The organism is uncultured Cellulomonas sp., from assembly GCF_963527515.1.
In the GTDB taxonomy this organism is placed as follows: Bacteria; Actinomycetota; Actinomycetes; order Actinomycetales; family Cellulomonadaceae; genus Cellulomonas.
Map to the genome: position 1 here is coordinate 33,892 of NZ_CAURTV010000016.1, position 17,766 is coordinate 51,657.

At 72.8% G+C, this 17,766-nt stretch carries 21 protein-coding genes, 1 tRNA gene and 1 pseudogene; 15 read left to right on the top strand and 8 right to left on the bottom strand.

Going from position 1 to position 17,766, the window contains the following annotated elements; translation table 11 throughout:
* Positions 1 to 19 precede the first annotated feature (19 nt).
* The 3 genes from RYN42_RS06685 to RYN42_RS06695 form a co-directional block, all read right to left on the bottom strand.
* Complete coding sequence (locus RYN42_RS06685; protein ID WP_315094815.1) at positions 20 to 967, bottom strand: DUF808 domain-containing protein; 948 nt, start codon at positions 965 to 967, stop codon at positions 20 to 22.
* A 67-nt stretch (positions 968 to 1,034) separates the two neighbouring features.
* Positions 1,035 to 1,619, bottom strand: a complete 585-nt coding sequence (locus RYN42_RS06690; RefSeq protein ID WP_315094817.1) for a YqgE/AlgH family protein — start codon at positions 1,617 to 1,619, stop codon at positions 1,035 to 1,037.
* Complete coding sequence (locus RYN42_RS06695; RefSeq protein ID WP_315094819.1) at positions 1,619 to 2,185, bottom strand: GNAT family N-acetyltransferase; 567 nt, start codon at positions 2,183 to 2,185, stop codon at positions 1,619 to 1,621. Before RYN42_RS06695 ends, RYN42_RS06690 begins: the two co-directional genes overlap by 1 nt.
* 100 nt (positions 2,186 to 2,285) lie before the next feature.
* Between RYN42_RS06695 and RYN42_RS06700 the strand changes: the two genes are divergently transcribed.
* The 3 genes from RYN42_RS06700 to RYN42_RS06710 are packed head-to-tail and all read left to right on the top strand — an operon-like array spanning position 2,286 to position 5,324.
* A complete protein-coding gene (locus tag RYN42_RS06700; RefSeq protein WP_315094821.1) occupies positions 2,286 to 2,663 on the top strand; it encodes a hypothetical protein in 378 nt (125 codons plus the stop codon).
* Positions 2,663 to 4,693, top strand: a complete 2,031-nt coding sequence (locus RYN42_RS06705; protein WP_315094823.1) for a DUF6571 family protein — start codon at positions 2,663 to 2,665, stop codon at positions 4,691 to 4,693. The genes RYN42_RS06700 and RYN42_RS06705 overlap by 1 nt, the downstream gene beginning before the upstream one ends.
* Before the next feature lie 22 nt (positions 4,694 to 4,715).
* Positions 4,716 to 5,324 carry a hypothetical protein gene (locus RYN42_RS06710; protein WP_315094824.1) on the top strand — a complete coding sequence of 203 codons (609 nt, stop codon included), beginning with the start codon at positions 4,716 to 4,718 and terminating at the stop codon, positions 5,322 to 5,324.
* 3 nt (positions 5,325 to 5,327) lie between these two features.
* On the opposite strand, the gene RYN42_RS06715 is transcribed toward RYN42_RS06710, so the two are convergent.
* Together RYN42_RS06715 and RYN42_RS06720 are read right to left on the bottom strand one after the other, a co-directional pair.
* The gene (locus RYN42_RS06715; RefSeq protein ID WP_315094826.1) at positions 5,328 to 5,546 is read right to left on the bottom strand and encodes a hypothetical protein; all 219 of its coding nucleotides are present in this window, start codon (positions 5,544 to 5,546) and stop codon (positions 5,328 to 5,330) included.
* A 119-nt stretch (positions 5,547 to 5,665) separates the two neighbouring features.
* Positions 5,666 to 5,741, bottom strand: a tRNA-Lys gene (locus tag RYN42_RS06720).
* Between the two features lie 89 nt (positions 5,742 to 5,830).
* Here RYN42_RS06720 and RYN42_RS06725 point away from each other — a divergent pair.
* The 5 genes from RYN42_RS06725 (at position 5,831) to RYN42_RS06745 (ending at position 9,094) form a co-directional block, all read left to right on the top strand.
* A complete protein-coding gene (locus tag RYN42_RS06725) occupies positions 5,831 to 6,412 on the top strand; it encodes a hypothetical protein (RefSeq protein ID WP_315094827.1) in 582 nt (193 codons plus the stop codon).
* 31 nt (positions 6,413 to 6,443) lie between these two features.
* Positions 6,444 to 7,022: a helix-turn-helix domain-containing protein gene (locus RYN42_RS06730; RefSeq protein ID WP_315094828.1), complete on the top strand. Its 579-nt coding sequence runs from the start codon at positions 6,444 to 6,446 to the stop codon at positions 7,020 to 7,022.
* Positions 7,019 to 7,810, top strand: coding sequence for an SRPBCC domain-containing protein (locus RYN42_RS06735; RefSeq protein ID WP_315094829.1), 792 nt, complete (start codon positions 7,019 to 7,021; stop codon positions 7,808 to 7,810). Before RYN42_RS06730 ends, RYN42_RS06735 begins: the two co-directional genes overlap by 4 nt.
* 4 nt (positions 7,811 to 7,814) lie before the next feature.
* Positions 7,815 to 8,648 carry an MBL fold metallo-hydrolase gene (locus RYN42_RS06740; RefSeq protein ID WP_315094831.1) on the top strand — a complete coding sequence of 278 codons (834 nt, stop codon included), beginning with the start codon at positions 7,815 to 7,817 and terminating at the stop codon, positions 8,646 to 8,648.
* Positions 8,649 to 8,731: 83 nt separating this feature from the next.
* Complete coding sequence (locus tag RYN42_RS06745; RefSeq protein WP_315094833.1) at positions 8,732 to 9,094, top strand: HNH endonuclease signature motif containing protein; 363 nt, start codon at positions 8,732 to 8,734, stop codon at positions 9,092 to 9,094.
* On the opposite strand, the gene RYN42_RS06750 is transcribed toward RYN42_RS06745, so the two are convergent.
* Genes RYN42_RS06750 through RYN42_RS06760 form a run of 3 tightly spaced genes read right to left on the bottom strand, consistent with a single transcriptional unit; the run spans position 9,091 to position 10,839 of the window.
* Positions 9,091 to 9,912 (bottom strand): VOC family protein, encoded by an 822-nt coding sequence (locus tag RYN42_RS06750; protein ID WP_315094835.1) that lies wholly within the window; start codon positions 9,910 to 9,912, stop codon positions 9,091 to 9,093. The genes RYN42_RS06745 and RYN42_RS06750 overlap by 4 nt on opposite strands.
* 9 nt (positions 9,913 to 9,921) lie before the next feature.
* Entirely contained in the window at positions 9,922 to 10,431 is a 510-nt protein-coding gene (locus RYN42_RS06755; RefSeq protein WP_315094837.1) for a GNAT family N-acetyltransferase, read from the bottom strand.
* A gap of 6 nt (positions 10,432 to 10,437) precedes the next feature.
* Positions 10,438 to 10,839 (bottom strand): SHOCT domain-containing protein, encoded by a 402-nt coding sequence (locus RYN42_RS06760; RefSeq protein ID WP_315094839.1) that lies wholly within the window; start codon positions 10,837 to 10,839, stop codon positions 10,438 to 10,440.
* Between the two features lie 225 nt (positions 10,840 to 11,064).
* Here RYN42_RS06760 and RYN42_RS06765 point away from each other — a divergent pair, with 225 nt between their 5' ends.
* The 7 genes and pseudogenes from RYN42_RS06765 to RYN42_RS06795 all read left to right on the top strand — a co-directional run.
* A complete protein-coding gene (locus RYN42_RS06765; protein ID WP_315094841.1) occupies positions 11,065 to 12,279 on the top strand; it encodes a toxic anion resistance protein in 1,215 nt (404 codons plus the stop codon).
* Between the two features lie 10 nt (positions 12,280 to 12,289).
* Positions 12,290 to 12,814, top strand: coding sequence for a hypothetical protein (locus RYN42_RS06770; RefSeq protein WP_315094843.1), 525 nt, complete (start codon positions 12,290 to 12,292; stop codon positions 12,812 to 12,814).
* Positions 12,811 to 14,217, top strand: a complete 1,407-nt coding sequence (locus RYN42_RS06775) for an AAA family ATPase (RefSeq protein ID WP_315094845.1) — start codon at positions 12,811 to 12,813, stop codon at positions 14,215 to 14,217. Before RYN42_RS06770 ends, RYN42_RS06775 begins: the two co-directional genes overlap by 4 nt.
* Entirely contained in the window at positions 14,214 to 15,482 is a 1,269-nt protein-coding gene (locus tag RYN42_RS06780; protein ID WP_315094847.1) for a hypothetical protein, read from the top strand. The genes RYN42_RS06775 and RYN42_RS06780 overlap by 4 nt, the downstream gene beginning before the upstream one ends.
* A complete protein-coding gene (locus RYN42_RS06785; RefSeq protein WP_315094849.1) occupies positions 15,479 to 16,417 on the top strand; it encodes a glutamate ABC transporter substrate-binding protein in 939 nt (312 codons plus the stop codon). Before RYN42_RS06780 ends, RYN42_RS06785 begins: the two co-directional genes overlap by 4 nt.
* Positions 16,414 to 17,523, top strand: coding sequence for a hypothetical protein (locus RYN42_RS06790; RefSeq protein WP_315094851.1), 1,110 nt, complete (start codon positions 16,414 to 16,416; stop codon positions 17,521 to 17,523). The genes RYN42_RS06785 and RYN42_RS06790 overlap by 4 nt, the downstream gene beginning before the upstream one ends.
* Positions 17,520 to 17,766: pseudogene (locus RYN42_RS06795) on the top strand (serine/threonine protein kinase); the annotation flags it as partial. The gene RYN42_RS06790 and the pseudogene RYN42_RS06795, both read left to right, overlap by 4 nt.

A 17,766-nucleotide genomic window follows, 5' to 3' on the forward strand; every position in this document is an offset into this window, starting at 1 on the left:
TACAACGATTACCGGCCGGTCAGTGCGCGGGCTCGGCCTTCCGGCGCCTCGGGATCACGTGCATGATCGCGACGACGACCGCACCGACGACCAGGCCGACCAGCGCGGAGCCGAGGGTGTCGATCAGCCACGCGAGGAACGGGCCCACACCGGCGATGCCGTGCACGCCCTCCTCCAGGTGGTGCAGCAGGTCGATCGGCGCGTGCCAGCCCAGGTCGTCGACCCCGGCCAGCAGGATGTGCCCGCCGACCCAGAGCATCGCGACGATGCCGACGGTCGACAGGACGGACAGGACCTTGGGCATCGCGAGCACCAGCCCGCGGCCGACCGTCGCCAGCGCCTTGTTCTCGCGCTCCGCCAGGTGCAGGCCGATGTCGTCCATCTTCACGATGAGCGCGACGACGCCGTAGACCAGCGCGGTGATCGCCACCGCCACGACGGCGAGGATGATCGCGCGGGACACGAACGGCTCGTCGGCCACCTCGTTGAGGGCGATCACCATGATCTCGGCGGACAGGATGAAGTCCGTGCGGATCGCGCCGGCCACCATCGACTTCTCGGTGTCCTCGCCCTGCACGGCGACGGGGACGGTCGTGTGCTCCTTGGCGTGGCCGCTGACCAGCTCCCAGATCTTCTCGGCCCCCTCGTACGCGAGGTACGTGCCGCCGACCATGAGGATCGGGGTCAGGAGCCACGGGATGAACTGGCTGAGCAGCAGGGCGGCCGGGAGGATGAACAGCAGCTTGTTGCGCAGGGACCCGATCGCGATCCGCTTGACGATGGGCAGCTCGCGCTGCGGCGAGAAGCCGTGCACGTACCGCGGCGTGACCGCCGTGTCGTCGACGACGACGCCCACCGCCTTGGTGCTCGCCCGGCCCGCGGCGGCGCCGATGTCGTCCACCGAGGCGGCAGCCAGCTTCGCCAGTGCGGCGATGTCGTCCAGAAGAGCGGCAAGACCGCCGGCCATCGGTTCTCCCTCGTTCGTGTGCTCCGGCGATCCTGGCACAGCGCACCGTGATCGGCCGTCCCGGCCGTCAGTTCAGGCTGGCGTCCTCGGCGAACGTCGACACGATCGCCAGGTCGCCGCCCTGGCGCCGCAGCACCCGCCGCCAGAGACCGTCCGGCTCCGCGGTGAGGACGTCGTCGGGGACCGCGTCGACGACGAACCACGAGCCCTCGGTCAGCTCCGCCTCCAGCTGGCCGTCGCCCCAGCCGGCGTAACCGGCGAACACCCGCACCCCGCCGACGTGGGGGACCACCGACTCCGGCGGCGCGTCGAGGTCGACCAGGCCGAACCGTCCGGTCACCCGGTCGACCTCCGGCGGCAGGGCGGCGCCCCGCGGCAGCGCCACGACCCCCATCGCCCCGTCCAGCCCGACCGGTCCGCCCTGGAAGAGCACCGGGGGGTCGCTCGCGTGCGGGTGCCAGTCGGGCAGCACGACGCCGACGTCCACCGTCGTCGGACGGTTCAGCACGATGCCGACCGCACCCGACTCGCTGTGGTCCAGCAGCAGGATGACCGTGCGGTGGAACGTGGGTTCGCGCAGGCTCGGGCGCGCGACGAGGAGCCGGCCGCGCAGCGCGGCATCGTCCGCACCGAGCCCGTCACCCGCCGTCATCAGGTCAGCTCCCGCCGCATCACCACGCGCGACCGGCCACCGCTGTGGCCGGTCGTCTCCGCCGCGTGCGTGAAGCCCGCCGCCTCGAACAGCCGGCTGGTGCCCACGTAGCCGGAGATGAGATCCACCCGGTCCCCGCTGTCCACGACGACCGGATACCCCTCGACGACCTCGGCCCCGTGCGCGGCGGCGTGCGCCACGGCCCCCTCGAGCAGCTCGTGCATCAGCCCCTGACCCCGGAAGCGCGGCCGTACGACGAAGCACACGACGCTCCACGCGTCCCGCCCGTCGACGAACGGGATCGTCCGAGAGTGCATCAGCCGCCGGTACGTGCTCCGCGGGGCCACCGAGCACCAGCCCGCCGCCTGCCCGTCCACGAACGCGAGCACCCCGGGACCGGGCTCCTGCGCGCACTCGTCGCGCATGTACTGGCCGCGCTCCTCGTTGGGCACGCGGCTGTCCCGGTACGCCATGCACCAGCACCCGCCGCCGCCCGGCTTCTTGACGCCGACGACCTCGAAGAAGTCGTCGTAGCGCCCGACCGCGGGAAGCACCTCGACTGCCATCGCTCCAGGTTACGGACCAGGTCGGGCGCGCGTCGCCCGGCCGGCGCACAGTTGGCTACCCTTGCGCGCAGCCGGACATACCTGACCAGTGGGGGCAACTGTGAGTGAACCGGGGACCGACGACGTACCTGACCGCCGCCCGAACATCCTGCGCGATCGCCTCGAGGCTGCCGCCACGACGGCCGGCGGGTCGCGGCTCGCCATCGGGGCCGTGTACGGCAACCCCCTCGACGCGGTCGCCGGCCGGATCGAGCGCGCGTGGGTGGCCGACGGGTCGACCGTCCGCCAGAACTTCGTCGACGACGTCCGCGGAGCAGGCCTCGGCGTGCGGGGTGCGTTCGACGGGCAGCACGACCGGCTGCAGGCGGACGCGGAGAGCGAGCCCCCGGAGATCGACGTGAACGCCCGACCGGACCTGAAGTGGAAGACCGACGGCGGCCGGATCGACTCCCGCGCGAGCATGGCGAGGCACTACTGATGGTCCTGGTGAAGATGGACGTCGACGAGCTGCGCGGCGCCGTGAGCGACCTCAAGTCGTTCTGGGACAAGGCGATGGCCGAGTGGACCGAGGTCAGCAACGCCTCCTACCCGGCGCTCGCGGACACGGGCGTCATGAGCACCGCGCTGAGCACGCACCTCGTCGCGGTCTCCGACCGCTGGCAGGACCTGCAGGCGCGGATCGACCTCGCCGTCCTGGTCAACACCGGCGACGACGGCAACGTCCCCTCCGGGGTGCTGGAGTACACGCTGCCGGGCAGCACGGAGTCGCTCGACTCGGTCAAGCAGGCGCTCGGCGAGGAGCTCGCGGAGTACTCGGCGACCGAGCACGCGCGCAGCGACACCGACGGCCAGAAGACCCTCGACGGGCTCCTGGCGCGGTACGTCGACGACCAGCTGGTCATGGGGTCGTTCTTCGACGAGGTGGGACCCGAGGGTCTGTTCGACCTCATGTCCGAGACCGCCGGCCACATGGGCGTCGACGAGACCGAGCTGCGCCTGTCGATCCTGGACCACCTCAAGGAGGGCCTGCACACGGCCGACGAGGGGTGGACCCCGACGAAGTCGCGCACCTACGCCGAGAGCCTCGTCGACGCGGCCGCCCACCCCGGCGACGAGTTCCGCGAGTACTGGAGCGACTACTCGAGCGCGCTGTCGTTCCTGCTCTACGACTCGGACTACTCGGACGAGTTCCTCACGTCCGCCGCCGACGCCATCGACGCCTACGAGCGGGTCGAGGCGGACGGCCAGGCCGGGCTGTGGTCCAGCCGGATGATGGGCCCGAACAAGTGGGGTGCGTACTTCCCCGAGGACGCGATCTCCGCCACCTGGGACCCGTCGGTCTCCCTGATGACCGCGCTGGCCAACAATGCGGAGGTCTCCCTCGACTTCTTCAGCGAGGGCGGCGGGAACGGCGAGCCGAACGACCGGCAGATGTACTGGATCCATGACCGCAAGTGGAGCGACGACCAGTTCAGCGCCCTGAGCGGCGCACTCGACGCGGCGACCACGGACCCGAGCATCCTGTCCGACCCCACGCAGGCCGGCCAGGCGGCGACGCTCGCCAGCCACACGGTCAACCTGCTCGGGCACCGTCCCGGCATCGACGGTGACACCCTCACGGGCGACATGGGCGGGACCGACGCGTCCGAGCACCTGGCGCACATCCTGGCGACGTACATGTACGGGGCGGACGTCGCGGCCGCCAACAGAGCCCCGGTCGACTGGAACGAGGGTGGCTCCTCCATGCTCGACGTGTCGTTCGCGGACGGGCAGTCGCTGACGCCGTTCTTCAACAAGGACTCGCTGACCACGTTCATCGCGCTGGCGTCGGGAACCCCGGACGGGATGACGACGCTGCGGGGCGGGCTCGACGCCTACGCCGACCGCAAGTACAGCCTCGCCCTGGCCTCGCTCGACGAGGGGACCGAGGCGGGCGAGGACAACTGGACCAATGCCTACACCGACCAGGGCGGCCTGGAGGGCTTGTTCGTCAAGGCTGTCGGCGACTCCGCCATCGCGAAGGCCAAGGGTGACGACGAGACGCGCCAGCTGTGGATCTCGTTGGCGTCCGACGGCGTCGGCATGATCCCGTTCGGCAGCCTGGTGACCAAGGCCGGCGGGGGCGCGGTCGTGGAGCAGACGATCTCCTTCGCGCTCGACAAGGGCATCAGCGAGGCGACCGACTCCGCCACGGAGAAGTGGGCGTCGCTCGAGGACGCGGCGATGGGCGAGTGGAACGGCAAGGCCGACGAGTCCTTGCAGCGGTCCCGGTACGCGGCGCTGCAGGCGATCGCGGCGCACGGCGGGCACCTGACCCCCGACGGCTCGCCGATCTGGAACCCCGACGGCACCCTGATCTCCTGGTCCGAGCTGCAGGAGCTGTCCCCCCAGGACCGCCTCAAGGGGCTCACGACGCTCAACGACTCCGACTCCGGGGCGGGCGTCATCCTCGACCAGCGTGGTTTCGACGAGGCCTACCAGAGCGCGTTCGATGCCTACTTCCAGTAGACGCGCCCCCAGGGAGCACCCGATGAGGACATCACGTCACCGCATCGCCGTCGCGGCGGGCGCCGCGATCCTGCTGCTCGCAGGGTGCACGCCGGACGAGCCGACCGCACCGGAGTTCCCGACCGACGGCACGCTCACCGTGGCCGACCTGCCCGACGGCGACTGGGCCGGACCGTACGAGAACTGGATCGAGGCACCCGGCGTCAACCGCATCCTGCGGTGCCAGGCGCTCGGGTCGCTCTGGGCGCCGGGGCTGTCACCGGTGAAGGAGGGCACCGCTCTCTTCAAGGACGGTGACACCCTCGTGTGGTCCATGGCGTACCAGCTGAAGTCCGAGTCCGCCGCGGAGCAGCTGATGGACCAGGTCCGGCTCGCCCAGAACTGCGTCCCTGCCACCCCGGACCCGGACTACGAGTTCACGATCGAGGACGACGGCTCCACGATCGTCGCCTGGGACCGGAACTCCGCGGACGATCGCGACATGGTGATCGAGGTCGCGGCTCGCCAGGACGGCTCGTCGGTGGTCGGCGTGATGGTCTCCTACCCCACCGCGGACCCGCCCGACGTCACGGCGGAGGGCCTGCTCGACCGTGCCGTCGAGGTCTCGGCGGACCTCCAGCCCGTCGAGTAGCCGTTACGCGTCGATGCGGTGGCGCTCGTCCTGGATCGTCGCGCCGGCGGCGACCAGCTTGAGCTCGTGCGCGCGGAAGTGGTGACCGCAGAACAGCAGCTCCATCCCGTCGGCCGTGGGGAGGGTCGCCTTCACGTACGCCGGCGCGCCGCAGCGGTCGCACCGGTCCTGGCGGGTCAGCTCGGCGGTCGTCGTGGGCAGGTCGGCGGTCGCGACGGTCATGGGTCCTCGTCTCTCTGGGCGGCGCTCGCTGCGCCGCACGTCCTGCTGACCAGAACCTTCGCGGACCGGTGGGCCATTCCGGATCGGTGTTCGCTCAGCGGGGAACCCGTCCGACGACCTGGTGGGCCCCGTGGGGATCGAACCCACAACCCGCGGATTAAAAGTCCGCTGCTCTGCCGATTGAGCTAGAGGCCCTACCCGCCGAATCGTAACGACTCCGCGGGTCGCTCCCGTGATCCCTGCTGCGACGAGTGCTCGTCCCCTGCGTGCGGCACCATGGCGCCATGGCGGCGCGTGCGGAGGAATCATCGGTGTGGCGCAGTCGCCGGTTCGAGATCCTCCTTGCTGCCGCCGGCGTCCTCGTTGCCCTGGTGCTCGCGTGGAGTGGCATCAACGACTGGCGCCTGCCGTTCGCCGCACCCCCAACCGCAGAACCCGCCCCGGAGCAGGCGGCCGGGCGGATGCTTGCCGCGGACAGCCCTGTGCGCGTCCGGTGGATCGGCGCGGCGGACGCGCTCGAGGTCACCTGGTCGGCGATGGACCACCCTGACCTGGCCTGGTACTCGGTGGACGTCCACGGGGTCTCACCTGTCCAGACCTGGTACAACGCCGGCTACCGGCCGGGCGAGGAGCTCGTGACGCAGACGACCGTGTACCCCGCGACCGAGACCAACGAGTACTACGCACAGTGGGGCAGAGCGGAACGGGTCGACGGCGGCAACGAGGTCTGGCGCATCTGTGTCACCGGCATGAAGCCCGTCCCCGCCGATGCGGACGTCGACGAGTTCGCGATCGACGGCGCCGAGATCTGCTCGGACCTCTTCACGCTCCCCGTCACGACCGAGGTGCAACCTCCGAGCCCTTGACAACTAATCTTGTCAATGCCACCGTGGCGTGATGCAGGACGTCGAGGTCATCGAGAGCGCACAGGCAGCCGCCGTCGCGCTGGACCCGGTCCGGGCGCGGCTGCTCGGCGAGCTGGTCGTCCCGGCCTCCGCCGCGGGGCTCGCCGCGCGGGTGGGCATCGCGCGCCAGAAGGTCAACTACCACCTCAAGGCGCTCGAGGCGCACGGCCTGGTGGAGCTGTCCGAGGAGCGGATGCACGGGGGCATCACCGAGCGGGTGCTGCAGGCGTCGGCGGCGTCGTACGTCGTGTCGCCTGCAGCCGTCAGCGCCTCGGCGGCGGACCCGGACGCCACCGCCGACCACCTGTCGGCGGGCTACCTCGTCGCGCTGGCCGGCCGGCTGGTGCGCGAGGTCGGCACGCTGGCTCGGCGGGCCGGTGCGTCCGGCAAGCGACTGCCGACGCTGACCATCGACACGCAGATCGGGTTCCGGTCGGCCGCCGACCGGGCCGCCTTCGCCGACGACCTCACCGCCGCGGTGCTCGACCTGGCCGCGCGCTACCACCACGACGACGGGCGCCCGCACCGGCTCGTCGTCGCCGCCCACCCGCTCCCTGAGGAGGACTCATGAGCACGATCCCGACCGTCCCGTACCGCCTGGAGTTCAGCGTCGAGGTCCCGGGCACCCCGGAGCAGGTCTGGCAGGCCATCGCCACCGCCAAGGGCATGAGTGCCTGGTTCACGCCGACCGAGCTGGACGAGCGCGAGGGCGGACGCCTGCGCTTCGTCATGGGTCCCGAGATGGACTCGACGGGCGAGGTCACCGCCTGGGAACCGCCGCGCCGCCTCGTCTACGCGGAGGACTGGGCCGCCCTCATGGGCAAGGACCCGGACGACCTCAGCCCGCTGACGTCGGAGTTCGTCGTCGAGGCGCAGTCCGGCGGCACCTGCGTCGTGCGGGTCACCACCAGCGGCTTCGGAATCGGTGCCGACTGGGAGCAGGAGTTCTGGGACGACATGGGTCCGGGCTGGATGCCGTTCTTCGACAACCTGCGCCTCTACCTGGCGCACTTCCCCGGGCAGGAGGCCACCCACCTGGAGGTCACCGCCTCCCACCCCGGCTCCGCGGAGGCGCTCTGGTCCGCCGTGCGTGACGCTCTCGGCCTCGGCGACGAGGGTGCGAGCGTCGACGTGCGCGGTGCCACCGGCACGGTCGAGCGTGCGGGCGAGCACCAGGCACTGGTGCGGCTCACCGCTCCGGTGCCCGGGATGCTCAGCGTCTACACGTACCCGGAGGAGGGGGACAAGGCGACGGCGGGCGTCCGGGCGTACCTGTTCTCCGCCGGCGCGGCGGAGTACGTGCGGCGCGAGGAGCCGGCCTGGCGGGCCTGGCTGCAGGGCCTCTCGGTCTCGGCGTGACGCCGTGCTGACACAGGTCGCCGAGGGCGTGCTGGTCCACCAGAGCGAGTTCGTGCAGAGCAACGCCGTCGTCGTGCAGGGCGGGTCCGGCGTGCTGCTGGTCGACCCGGGGCTCACCGGCGCGGAGCTGGAGTGCCTCGCCGACGACCTGGCCGGCCTCGGCCAGCCCGTGGTCGCCGCGTTCTCCACGCACCCGGACTGGGACCACGTGCTGTGGCACCCCCGGCTCGGTGAGGCGCCTCGCTACGCCACGGCGCTGGGTGCCGCCACGATGCGGGACCAGCTGGCCGACCCGGCCACCAAGGTCCGCATCGCCGAGCACCTGCCGCCGGAGATCCACGGACAGGTGCCGATGGACCTGCTCGGCCTCCTCATCGGTCTGCCCGACGGGACGACGGAGCTCCCCTGGGACGGCCCTGTGGTCCGGATCGTCGAGCACCGCGGGCATGCGCCGGGCCACGCGGCGCTGTGGATCGAGGACCGTGGGGTGCTCGTCGCCGGCGACATGCTCTCCGACGTCCTGGTGCCGATGCTCGACACGGACGACGACGCCGACCCGGTGGAGGACTACCTCGCCGGGCTGCGGCTGCTCGACGCCGTGGCGGGCGTTGCGGCGGTCGTCGTGCCCGGCCACGGCTCGGTCGGGGGTGCGGGCCAGGTGCGCGAACGCATCGACCAGGACCGTGCCTATGTGCAGGCCCTGCGTGACGGCGAGGAGCCGGACGACCCCCGGATCGGGCCGTCGGCGCAGGACGGCTGGGACTGGGTGGTCGGCGTGCACGAGTGGCAGGTGCAGCAGCTCAGGGACCGGTCCGGCGCACGTCCCAGCTCTGCGTGAGGTCACGTCCGACGACTCAGGAGTGCGCGCGACCCGCCCTCGCCCCTGCGCCGGGGACGCCGCCGGCCTGACTACCGTGAGGCATGCCCCCCTCCCGCAGCCGCCCGGCGCGCTACGCCAAGCGCCGGCAGCGACGGATGAAGGCGGTCGAGCACGACCTCAGCCCGCAGCAGTGGGCGGCGCTAAGCGCGGCGTGGGGCGGGTGCGCGTACTGCGGGGCCGCCGACCGACCGCTGCAGCGCGACTGCGTCCTGCCGATCTCCCGCGGGGGCCGGTACACGCTCGAGAACATCGCGCCCGCGTGCGGCTCGTGCAACGCGAGCAAGTGCAACGACGAGGTCACCGGCTGGCTCCGGCGCAAGAAGCTGGACGAGCGGGCGTTCCTCGAGAGCCACGTGCGGATCCAGGCGGAGCTCGCCGTGCTCTTCGCGGAGCAGCCCCTCTAGTCCGGGGGAGCGAACTGGCTCGCGGTGAACACCGCGCCCTGCGGGTCCCGGATCGTCGCCGTCAGTGCCCACTGGGCATCCTCGGTGTCGAGCACCTCGCCGCCGTGCTCGGTGGCCAGCGCGGCGGTCCGGTCCCGGTCGGCCACCGCGAACGACACGTGGAAGTGCGGCGCCTCGCCCTCGCCGGCCGGGTTGACCCACGCGATCGCGTCCTCGAACCCGGGCGGCACCGAGATCTCGGCCTGACGCTCGCGGATGTCCGGGTCCGTGGTAGCCGCCAGGTGGTCGCCGTAGCCGGGCAGGCGCACCATCGTGGCGAAGCCGAGGTCGTCGAACTGCCACCCGAACACCTCGGTGTAGAACGCCGTGGCCGGCGAGTCGCTGCGCAGGTCGCTGAAGTTCCAGCTGCCGGGTGCGTTGACCAGCTGCGCGCCGAGCCGCCGCCTCGGCTGCCAGAGCCGCAGAGGCGTGCCCCCAGGGTCGGTGAACGCCGCCCAGGTACCGCCCTCACCCGCGGCCGTCGGCCCGGTGGTGACGGTGCCGCCCGCGGCGGTGATCCGGTCGAGGACCGCCTCGACGTCCTCGACCGCCACGTAGGTGTGCCACGTGGGCTTCTCGTCGCCCTGACCGATCCCCGCCACGTCGAGCCCGTCTACCTGCGCGATGACGTACCGGGCCGGAGCGCCGGGCGGCGCCGCGTCCTGGAACGTCCAGCCCAGCACCGCTGCGTAGAACGCCAGCGTCCGGTCGACGTCCGGCTGCTCGAGGTCCACCCACGACGGGACGCCCTGCGGGTACGTCCGCTGCTGCTGCGTCATGCGTCCACGTTAGGCGCGACCACCGACACGGAGCGAGAGCTCCAGCAGGGTGCAGGAGAACGTGGCGAACTCGACCTGTCCGACCGCCCGGAACCCGTAGGCCTCGTAGTACCGGCGCAGCACGGGGTTGGTGGTCCGGCAGTCGAGCCGCAGCACCTCCACGCCCGCGTCGCGCCCCCGCTGTGCCGCCCAGTCCAGCAGGGCCGAGCCGAGCCCGCGGCCCGCCGCGCGGCGGTCGACCATGAGCCCGTGCACGTAGACGGCCGGCGTGCGGTCGGCGCCCCAGAAGTCGGGGTCCGACCACAGGAGCCGCACCGTGGCCAGCACGTCCAGGTCGTCGTCGGCCACCACGTGCCACTCCCCGGCCGCGACCTGGGCCGCGATGCGCTCGCGGGGCAAGGAGCCCCGCGGCCACTGCACGGTGCCCGTAGCGGCCATCCAGTCCTCCAGGGAGCGGCGCAGCGCGTGGATCGCGTCGACGTCCGCTGCGCTCGCGGGGCGCGGGGAGACCGGGGCCACGGCCGCTCAGCTCCCGGCCAGGACCTTCGCCTTCGCCGCCGCGTACTCGACGTCGTCCAGGTGGCCGTCGCGGTGCAGCTCGCTCAGGCGCTCCAGCCGGGTGGTGACGTCGGCGTCCGGGGAGGCTGCGGGCGTGTGGCCGGCGTACTCGTGCCGGGTCCGCTGGAACGCCTCGGCACCGTCCTTGGCGGCCGTGGCGGCGCCCTTGGCCAGGGCGACGCCGGTCTCGCCGACCGCGACGACGGCCGTCGCGCTCTTGGCGGTCAGGGACGTCTTCGTCGGGTCGCTCACGGGCAGCTTGTCGATGCCCGCCGCCACCAGGCGCTGGACCTCGTGCGCGATGCCCAGGCGGCGGAGCCGCTCGTCGAGGGGGGCCTTCTCGTCGCGGGGCGCGTCATCGGTCGACACAGGGAGTACCTCCGTGCTCGTGGTGCTCGTGGTGGAGTCGACCATCTTTCCCCACCCGGGTCCCGCACGTTCGCCGAGAGGCGAAATCCGGTGCCGGCGCTCGCCGGGCGGCCTGGGCGTCGAACCCCCGTGCTAGTGTCCGCGTGAGGACGACTTGACCATTCCATGACCATCGAGGATGCGGGCGATCAGGCCCTCTGCGCCGCCCGGACACGAAGGACGACGATGACCGACGCAGCCCCCTTGCAGCCTCCCGCGCCGCAGTCCGTCTTCGCGCTCGAGGCCCCCGCTCCGATGGCGCCGGTGGCGACCACGCAGGCGCCCGCCATGGCGCCGCAGATCCCCGAGTCGGCACTGCCGGGTCTCGACGCCAAGGTCAGCTCCTACGTCGAGGGCCTCATGAAGGCGCAGGTGGGCTCGCCCGAGCTGGCCAGCAAGGCCGACGACATCCGCCTCATGGGCGACTCGGACATCCGCGCGGCCGCGGACACGTCGAACCGGCTGCTCCAGATGCCCGTCAAGGAGCTGCGCGAGGGCGGCGTCTCCGGCACGTCGCAGGTCAGCAAGTCCCTGCTCGACCTGCGCAAGACGGTCGAGAGCCTGGACCCCAGCGAGGCCACGATCGGCAAGAAGCTGCTCGGGCTGATCCCGTTCGGGGACTCGATCACCGACTACTTCCGCCGGTACGAGAGCTCGCAGAAGCAGATCGACGCCATCGTCCGCGCGCTCTACAACGGTCAGGACGAGCTGCGCAAGGACAACGCCGCGCTCAACCTGGAGAAGCAGCACCTCTGGGACACCATGGCCCGCCTGCACCAGTACATCTACGTGGCGGAGTCGCTGGACACCCGCCTGTCGACGACGATCGCGGAGCTCGACGCCACGGACCCGGCGCGGGCCAAGGCGCTGCGCGAGGACGTGCTGTTCTACGTGCGCCAGAAGCACCAGGACCTGCTCACCCAGCTGGCCGTCTCCATCCAGGGCTACCTGGCGATCGACATCATCATCAAGAACAACATCGAGCTCATCAAGGGCGTCGACCGGGCAACGACCACCACGGTGGCCGCCCTGCGCACGGCCGTCATCGTCGCCCAGGCCCTGAACAACCAGCGGCTGGTCCTCGACCAGATCACGGCGCTGAACACCACGACGACGGGCCTCATCGCGTCGACCGCCAAGATGCTCAAGGAGCAGTCGGCGGGCATCCAGGAGCAGGCGGCGCAGGCGACGGTCGGGCTGCCGCAGCTGCAGCAGGCGTTCGCGGACATCTACGCGACCATGGACTCCATCGACACGTTCAAGGTCAAGGCGCTCGACTCGATGGCCACCACCATCGGCGTGCTGGAGACCGAGACGACGAAGGCGCGCACCTACCTCGACCGGGTGAAGCGTGCGGACACCACCGACGTCGCCAGCGGGTCGCTCGACCTCGGCACGTAGGCCAGGTGCGATGAGCTGGTTCGCACGCCTGAGGGGGCGGCGTCGGGAGCCCGAGGTCCCTGCCGCGCCCCCGGCACCGACGACGGCGGACATCGTCGCGTCCGCCCACCGGGTCGAGCAGCAGATCGCGGGGAAGGTGCCCGCCGCCGTCACCGCGCGCGTCCTGCGGATCACCCGGACCGTCGACGAGATGGCACCGCGGCTGGACCGGCTCGGTGCCGGCAGCCGGCAGGCGCACACCGTCGTCGCGACCGCCACCAGCTACCTGCCCGAAGCCGTGGGCGGGTACCTGCGGCTGCCGCGCGACTTCGCCGACCGCCGGGTCGTCCATCAGGGCAAGACGTCCCTCATGGTGCTCTGCGACCAGCTCGACCTGCTCGGGGCGACCTTGGACAAGATCTCCGACGCCGTCTCCCGCGAGGACGCCAACGCCCTCGTGGCGCACGGGGCGTTCCTCGCCGAGAAGTTCGGCAGCTCTTCGCTCGCGCTGGCCCCGGAGGCCGGCCTCGACACCCCGCAGGTGGACCGCCCGTGACCCTGACCGTCGCCCTCGACGCGCTCGTCTCGGCGGGCGCCACCGCCGGCCTCGACCGGGACGCCGTCCGCGACGAGGGTGCGCGCCTGGCCGCCGCCGTGGCCGAGTCGGTCCCCGGTGCGGCGACCGGGTGGCTGGAGGCCGTGGGGTCCCCGGACGCCACGTTCGGCGCGTTCTTCGCGGCAGCCTCCAGCGCGCGCCGCTGGCGGTCGTCGCCCACCGACCTGCTGGCCGGCCTCGTCGGCACCCCCCACGCCTCGCCCTACGCCGAGGCGCTGGCGCAGGTGGTGTCCGCGGCGTGCGACCTCGGTCCGGCGGAGATCGACGTCATCGCCCGCGCGTCCGCGACCGCGGCGGTCCAGCGCGCCGCGGTGACCGGACCGGTCGCGGAGGCGCCCACCCTGCCCGCGTTCGACCTGTCGGCCCTCGCGCTCCCGCCGGTGCCGCGCGGCGACGACGGGCCGGGCCTGGTGCCCGTGCACGGCGCCCCCACGCAGCCAGCCGCCGGCACGACGTACCTACCCGAGGAGCCGCCCGCGAAGAGCCTGGAGGAGCTGCTGGCCGAGCTCGACGCCCTCGTCGGCCTCGGGCGCGTGAAGCGCGAGATCCGGCAGCAGACCCAGCTCCTGCGCGTCGAGCGGCTGCGCACCGAGGCGGGGCTCACGGCGCCGACGCTCACCCGGCACCTGGTGTTCCTGGGCAACCCCGGCACCGGCAAGACGACCGTGGCGCGGCTGGTGGCCGGCATCTACCGGGCGCTCGGGCTGCTGGCCAAGGGGCACCTGGTGGAGGTGGACCGCTCCGAGCTGGTGGCCGGCTACCTGGGGCAGACGGCCGTGAAGACGTCGGAGGTCGTCGCGACCGCGCTGGGCGGGGTGCTGTTCGTCGACGAGGCCTACGGGCTGGCGGAGGACCAGTACGGCGCCGAGGCGGTGAACACCCTGGTCAAGGACATGGAGGACCACCGTGACGACCTCGTGGTGATCGTCGCCGGGTACCCCGGGCCGATGGCGACCTTCCTGGCCACCAACCCCGGGCTGGAGAGCCGGTTCTCCACGACGGTCGAGTTCGACGACTACACCGACGCCGAGCTGCGCGAGATCTTCGCCCGCGCCGCGGCCAAGGCCGACTTCGAGCCGACGGTCGAGTGCCTGGACCGGTTCGAGGAGCTGGCGTCGCTGCAGATCCGCGACGAGGGGTTCGGCAACGGCCGGTACGCGCGCAACGTGCTGGACCAGGCGATCACCCGGCACGCCTGGCGGCTGCGGGACGTTGAGCAACCGACGGTGGAGCAGCTCCGGCTGCTCGTCCCGGAGGACCTGGTGCCCGCACCCGACGCGCCGGAGCCCGTGAACGTGAACGAGCCGGAGCACGTGAACGACCACCTCGAGGAGCCCGCGTGACGCAGACGATCGCCCCGCCGGCGCCGACCACAGCGCCGGCACCCCGGACCGGGCTGCGCGGCGCGCTCAGCCGCACCCCGGGACGCCTGCGCGTGGCGGGCGTCGTCGCGGTGCTCGCGGCCGGGGCGGTGGGTGTCATCGGGCTGAACGCGGGCCTCGCGCAGTCCGAGGCGCTGGCCGACGCCGACGCGGACACCACCCAGCTGGTCGGCATCCAGGACGTGCGCAACGACCTGGTGGTCGCCGACGCCACCGCCACCAACGCGTTCCTGGTGGGCGGCCTGGAGCCGCCGGAGCAGCGTGCGCGGTACGACGAGGCCGTGACGGCCGCCGCGACCGGGCTCGCCCGGCTGGCCGGGTCCAACGCCGCCGACGCCGAGCTGCTCGGGGAGGCGACGGCGGGGCTGACCGCGTACACCGGCCTGGTCGAGCAGGCCCGCGCCAACAACCGGCAGGGCTTCCCCGTCGGCGCCGCGTACCTCGACCAGGCGTCCGCGGTCCTGCGCTCCGACGTGCTGCCGCCGCTGGACGACCTGGTGCAGGCCAACAGCGACCGCGTCGACAGGTCCTTCGACTCGGTGGCGTCCGTGCCGTGGCTGCTGGCACTCGGCATCCTCGCGCTCGCCGCCCTGGTCGTCGTGCAGGTGTGGCTGGCCCGGCGCACGCACCGGCGGCTCAACGCCGGCCTGTTCTGGTCCACGGTCCTCGCTCTCGCGGCGACGATCGGCGGCGCCCTGGTCCTCGGGTCGGCCGCCCGGTCCGCCGGTGAGGCGCGCAGCGGCCCGTACGACGCGACCGTCTCGGTGTCGCAGGCGTACTCGCTGGCCAACGACGCGAAGTCCCAGGAGTCGTTCACGCTCATCAAGCGCGGCTCCGGGGCGACGTACGAGGAGCAGTTCGTCGCCAAGACCACCGAGGCCGGTGACCTGCTGGCCCGGCCGACGGTCGAGCCGGGTCTGCTGCCGCTGCTCGACGAGTGGGTCGCGGCGCACGGGCAGATCCGTGCGCTCGACGACGGCGGCGACTGGGACGGCGCGGTCGCGCTGGCGATCAGCGACGAGCCCGGTGCCCCGAACGACGTGTTCGAGACGTTCTCGACGGCCGCCAGCAGCAGCCTGGAGGCCAGCGCCGCGCAGACGCACGACGCCCTGTCCGGCTCCGGCGGCTCGTCGGTGCTGGCCGGCTGGCTGATGCTCGTCGCCGGCGTGCTCGCCGCCGTCCTGTCCTGGCGTGGCATCTCGACCCGAGTGGAGGAGTACCGGTGACCCCGACCCGATCCCTGCGGCGCGGCGCGCTCCTCGCCTCCGTGGCCCTGCTCGCCGGCTGCGCCGGGGCACCCGCCGCGACGACCGCCCCGCAGCGGCAGGCCGCGGCCTCGGTCGCGCTGCCGGCCGCCACGGTCTGCGACGACGCGCTGGAGTCCACCACCTCGTACGCACCCGAGCCGGGCGGTGCCGCGCCGAGCGTCGACGCCATCCGGGCCCGCGGCGCGCTGCGCGTGGGGGTCTCCGCCGACACGCTCCTCATGGGTGCGCGCAACCCGCTGTCGGGGCAGATCGAGGGCTTCGACATCGACATGCTGCACGCCGTCTCAGCCGCCATCTTCGGCGACCCGAACCGGCTGCAGTTCCGGGTGATCACGTCGGCCCAGCGTCTGGAGGTGCTGGAGAACCACGAGGTCGACCTGGTGGCGCGCACGTTCACCATGAACTGCGAGCGGTGGGGCACCATCGCGTTCTCCGCCGAGTACCTCACCGCCGGCCAGAAGGTGCTGATCACGCGCGACTCCACCGCGACCGGCATCGAGGACCTCGACGGGCAGCGCGTCTGCGCCCCCGAGGGCACGACGACCCTCGAGCGGCTCGAGGAGACGTACCCCGCGGTCGAGGCCGTGAGCGCCCCGACGCACACCGGCTGCCTGGTCCTGTTCCAGCAGGGCAAGGTCGACGCGATCACGGGCGACGACACGATCCTCGCCGGCTTCGTCGCGCAGGACCCCTACGCCAAGGTGGTCGGCGAGGCGTTCAGCGCGGAGCCGTACGGCGTCGGCGTCGCGGCGGACCAGCCGGACCTGGTCCGGTTCGTCAACGGCGTGCTCGACCAGGCCAAGGCCGACGGCACGTGGGCGACCACCTACACCCGGTGGCTGGGCGCGCTCGGACCCGCCCCGGCGCCGCCGGTCTCGGTGTACGGCCGGTGAGCGGACCTGACGCGCCCGAGGCGCCCGGCAGGCTGGGGGAGCCGATCCCCGCACCGCAGCTGCTCACCTACCTCAGCGGGCTGGAGGCGTGGCTGGCGCACCGCCGTGCGGAGCTCGACCGGCTGGACCAGGCTGCGCAGTCGTCGCCGGCGTCGCAGAGCTACACCGACGACGTCCTGCTGGCGCTGACCATGTGGCAGGCGATCCGGACCCGGACGGACGAGCTGGTCGAGGCGTGGGACTCGGGCCGGGCGGACGCGGTCGCCCGGGAGAAGATGTCGCAGCTGGTCTGGGGCCGGCTGCACTCGGGGCTGGGCGCCGCGCTGGTCTCGCTGGTGGAGGCCGTGACGCTGTGCGACGCGATGATCTCCCAGATCCGGGCCCGGCTGTCGTTCGACCCGGACACCGCGGACCAGGCGGCGCGGCTGCGCGGGCTGCGGGCCGGCCTGGTGCGCTGCGAGGACCTTGCGGGCATCGACACCGACCAGCGGGAGCGCGTCGCGGCCCTGCGCACGCGCGAGCAGAAGCTGGTCACGCAGGCGGCCCGGGGCGCCGACATCTCGGGTCCGCTCGCCGAGCTGGAGGCCCGGGCCGCGCTGCTGGAGCGCGACCTCATCGTGCAGGTCTCGCAGCGGCGGACGCTGGAGAAGGGCCGCGCCGACGCGGAGGCCGCGATGGCTGCCCTCGAGACGCGGGAGCCGACGCTGCACGAGCTGGCGCAGCGGTGCCGCCGCGAGATCGCGCACCCGCCCAAGCTGGCCGTGCCCGACGTCTCGCGCCTCGGCGCCGTGCCGGAGACGCGCACGGAGCTCGACGCGTTCGTCGACCGCCTCGCCGCGGTCGGCCGCGCGTTCGACGCCGTCGCCGACGCCTACAGCTCACCCCTGCGCGAGCGCGCGGAGCTGCGCTACCGGCTCGAGGGTGCCCGCGCGGCCGCGGACGCCAACGGCCGCAGCGCCTCGCCCACGGTCCGCTCGGGGTACGACGAGGCCCGCGCGGTCGTCGGTCAGACCCCGTGCGACCTCACCATGACCCGCTTCCTCGTGGAGCAGTACGAGTACCTCACCCGCGACCTGCCCACGGTGGGTCAGGAGGGACGACGATGATCGCCTGCACCGAACCGGGCTGCACCGGCACCTACGAGGACGGCTACTGCAACGTCTGCGGGTCACCGCAGATGGCGACGTCGCCGACCGTCGCAGGGGCGCCTGCGTCGGCGACGTCGCTCCTCGGGACCGGGGTCGCACAGGCGAGCCCGGACCGCGCGGCGGCGGCCACGGACCCCGACGCCGAGCGGTCCACCCGCACGGGCCGCACCAGCTCGAGCCGGCTGGCCACCGCCGCGCTCG

Coding starts and splice junctions, on each gene's coding strand:
- RYN42_RS06685 (WP_315094815.1), bottom strand. CDS start 967: ATGGCCGGCGGTCTTGCCGCTCTTCTGGACGACATCGCCGCACTGGCG.
- RYN42_RS06690 (WP_315094817.1), bottom strand. CDS start 1,619: ATGACGGCGGGTGACGGGCTCGGTGCGGACGATGCCGCGCTGCGCGGC.
- RYN42_RS06695 (WP_315094819.1), bottom strand. CDS start 2,185: ATGGCAGTCGAGGTGCTTCCCGCGGTCGGGCGCTACGACGACTTCTTC.
- RYN42_RS06705 (WP_315094823.1), top strand. CDS start 2,663: ATGGTCCTGGTGAAGATGGACGTCGACGAGCTGCGCGGCGCCGTGAGC.
- RYN42_RS06710 (WP_315094824.1), top strand. CDS start 4,716: ATGAGGACATCACGTCACCGCATCGCCGTCGCGGCGGGCGCCGCGATC.
- RYN42_RS06715 (WP_315094826.1), bottom strand. CDS start 5,546: ATGACCGTCGCGACCGCCGACCTGCCCACGACGACCGCCGAGCTGACC.
- RYN42_RS06725 (WP_315094827.1), top strand. CDS start 5,831: ATGGCGGCGCGTGCGGAGGAATCATCGGTGTGGCGCAGTCGCCGGTTC.
- RYN42_RS06730 (WP_315094828.1), top strand. CDS start 6,444: ATGCAGGACGTCGAGGTCATCGAGAGCGCACAGGCAGCCGCCGTCGCG.
- RYN42_RS06735 (WP_315094829.1), top strand. CDS start 7,019: ATGAGCACGATCCCGACCGTCCCGTACCGCCTGGAGTTCAGCGTCGAG.
- RYN42_RS06745 (WP_315094833.1), top strand. CDS start 8,732: ATGCCCCCCTCCCGCAGCCGCCCGGCGCGCTACGCCAAGCGCCGGCAG.
- RYN42_RS06750 (WP_315094835.1), bottom strand. CDS start 9,912: ATGACGCAGCAGCAGCGGACGTACCCGCAGGGCGTCCCGTCGTGGGTG.
- RYN42_RS06765 (WP_315094841.1), top strand. CDS start 11,065: ATGACCGACGCAGCCCCCTTGCAGCCTCCCGCGCCGCAGTCCGTCTTC.
- RYN42_RS06770 (WP_315094843.1), top strand. CDS start 12,290: ATGAGCTGGTTCGCACGCCTGAGGGGGCGGCGTCGGGAGCCCGAGGTC.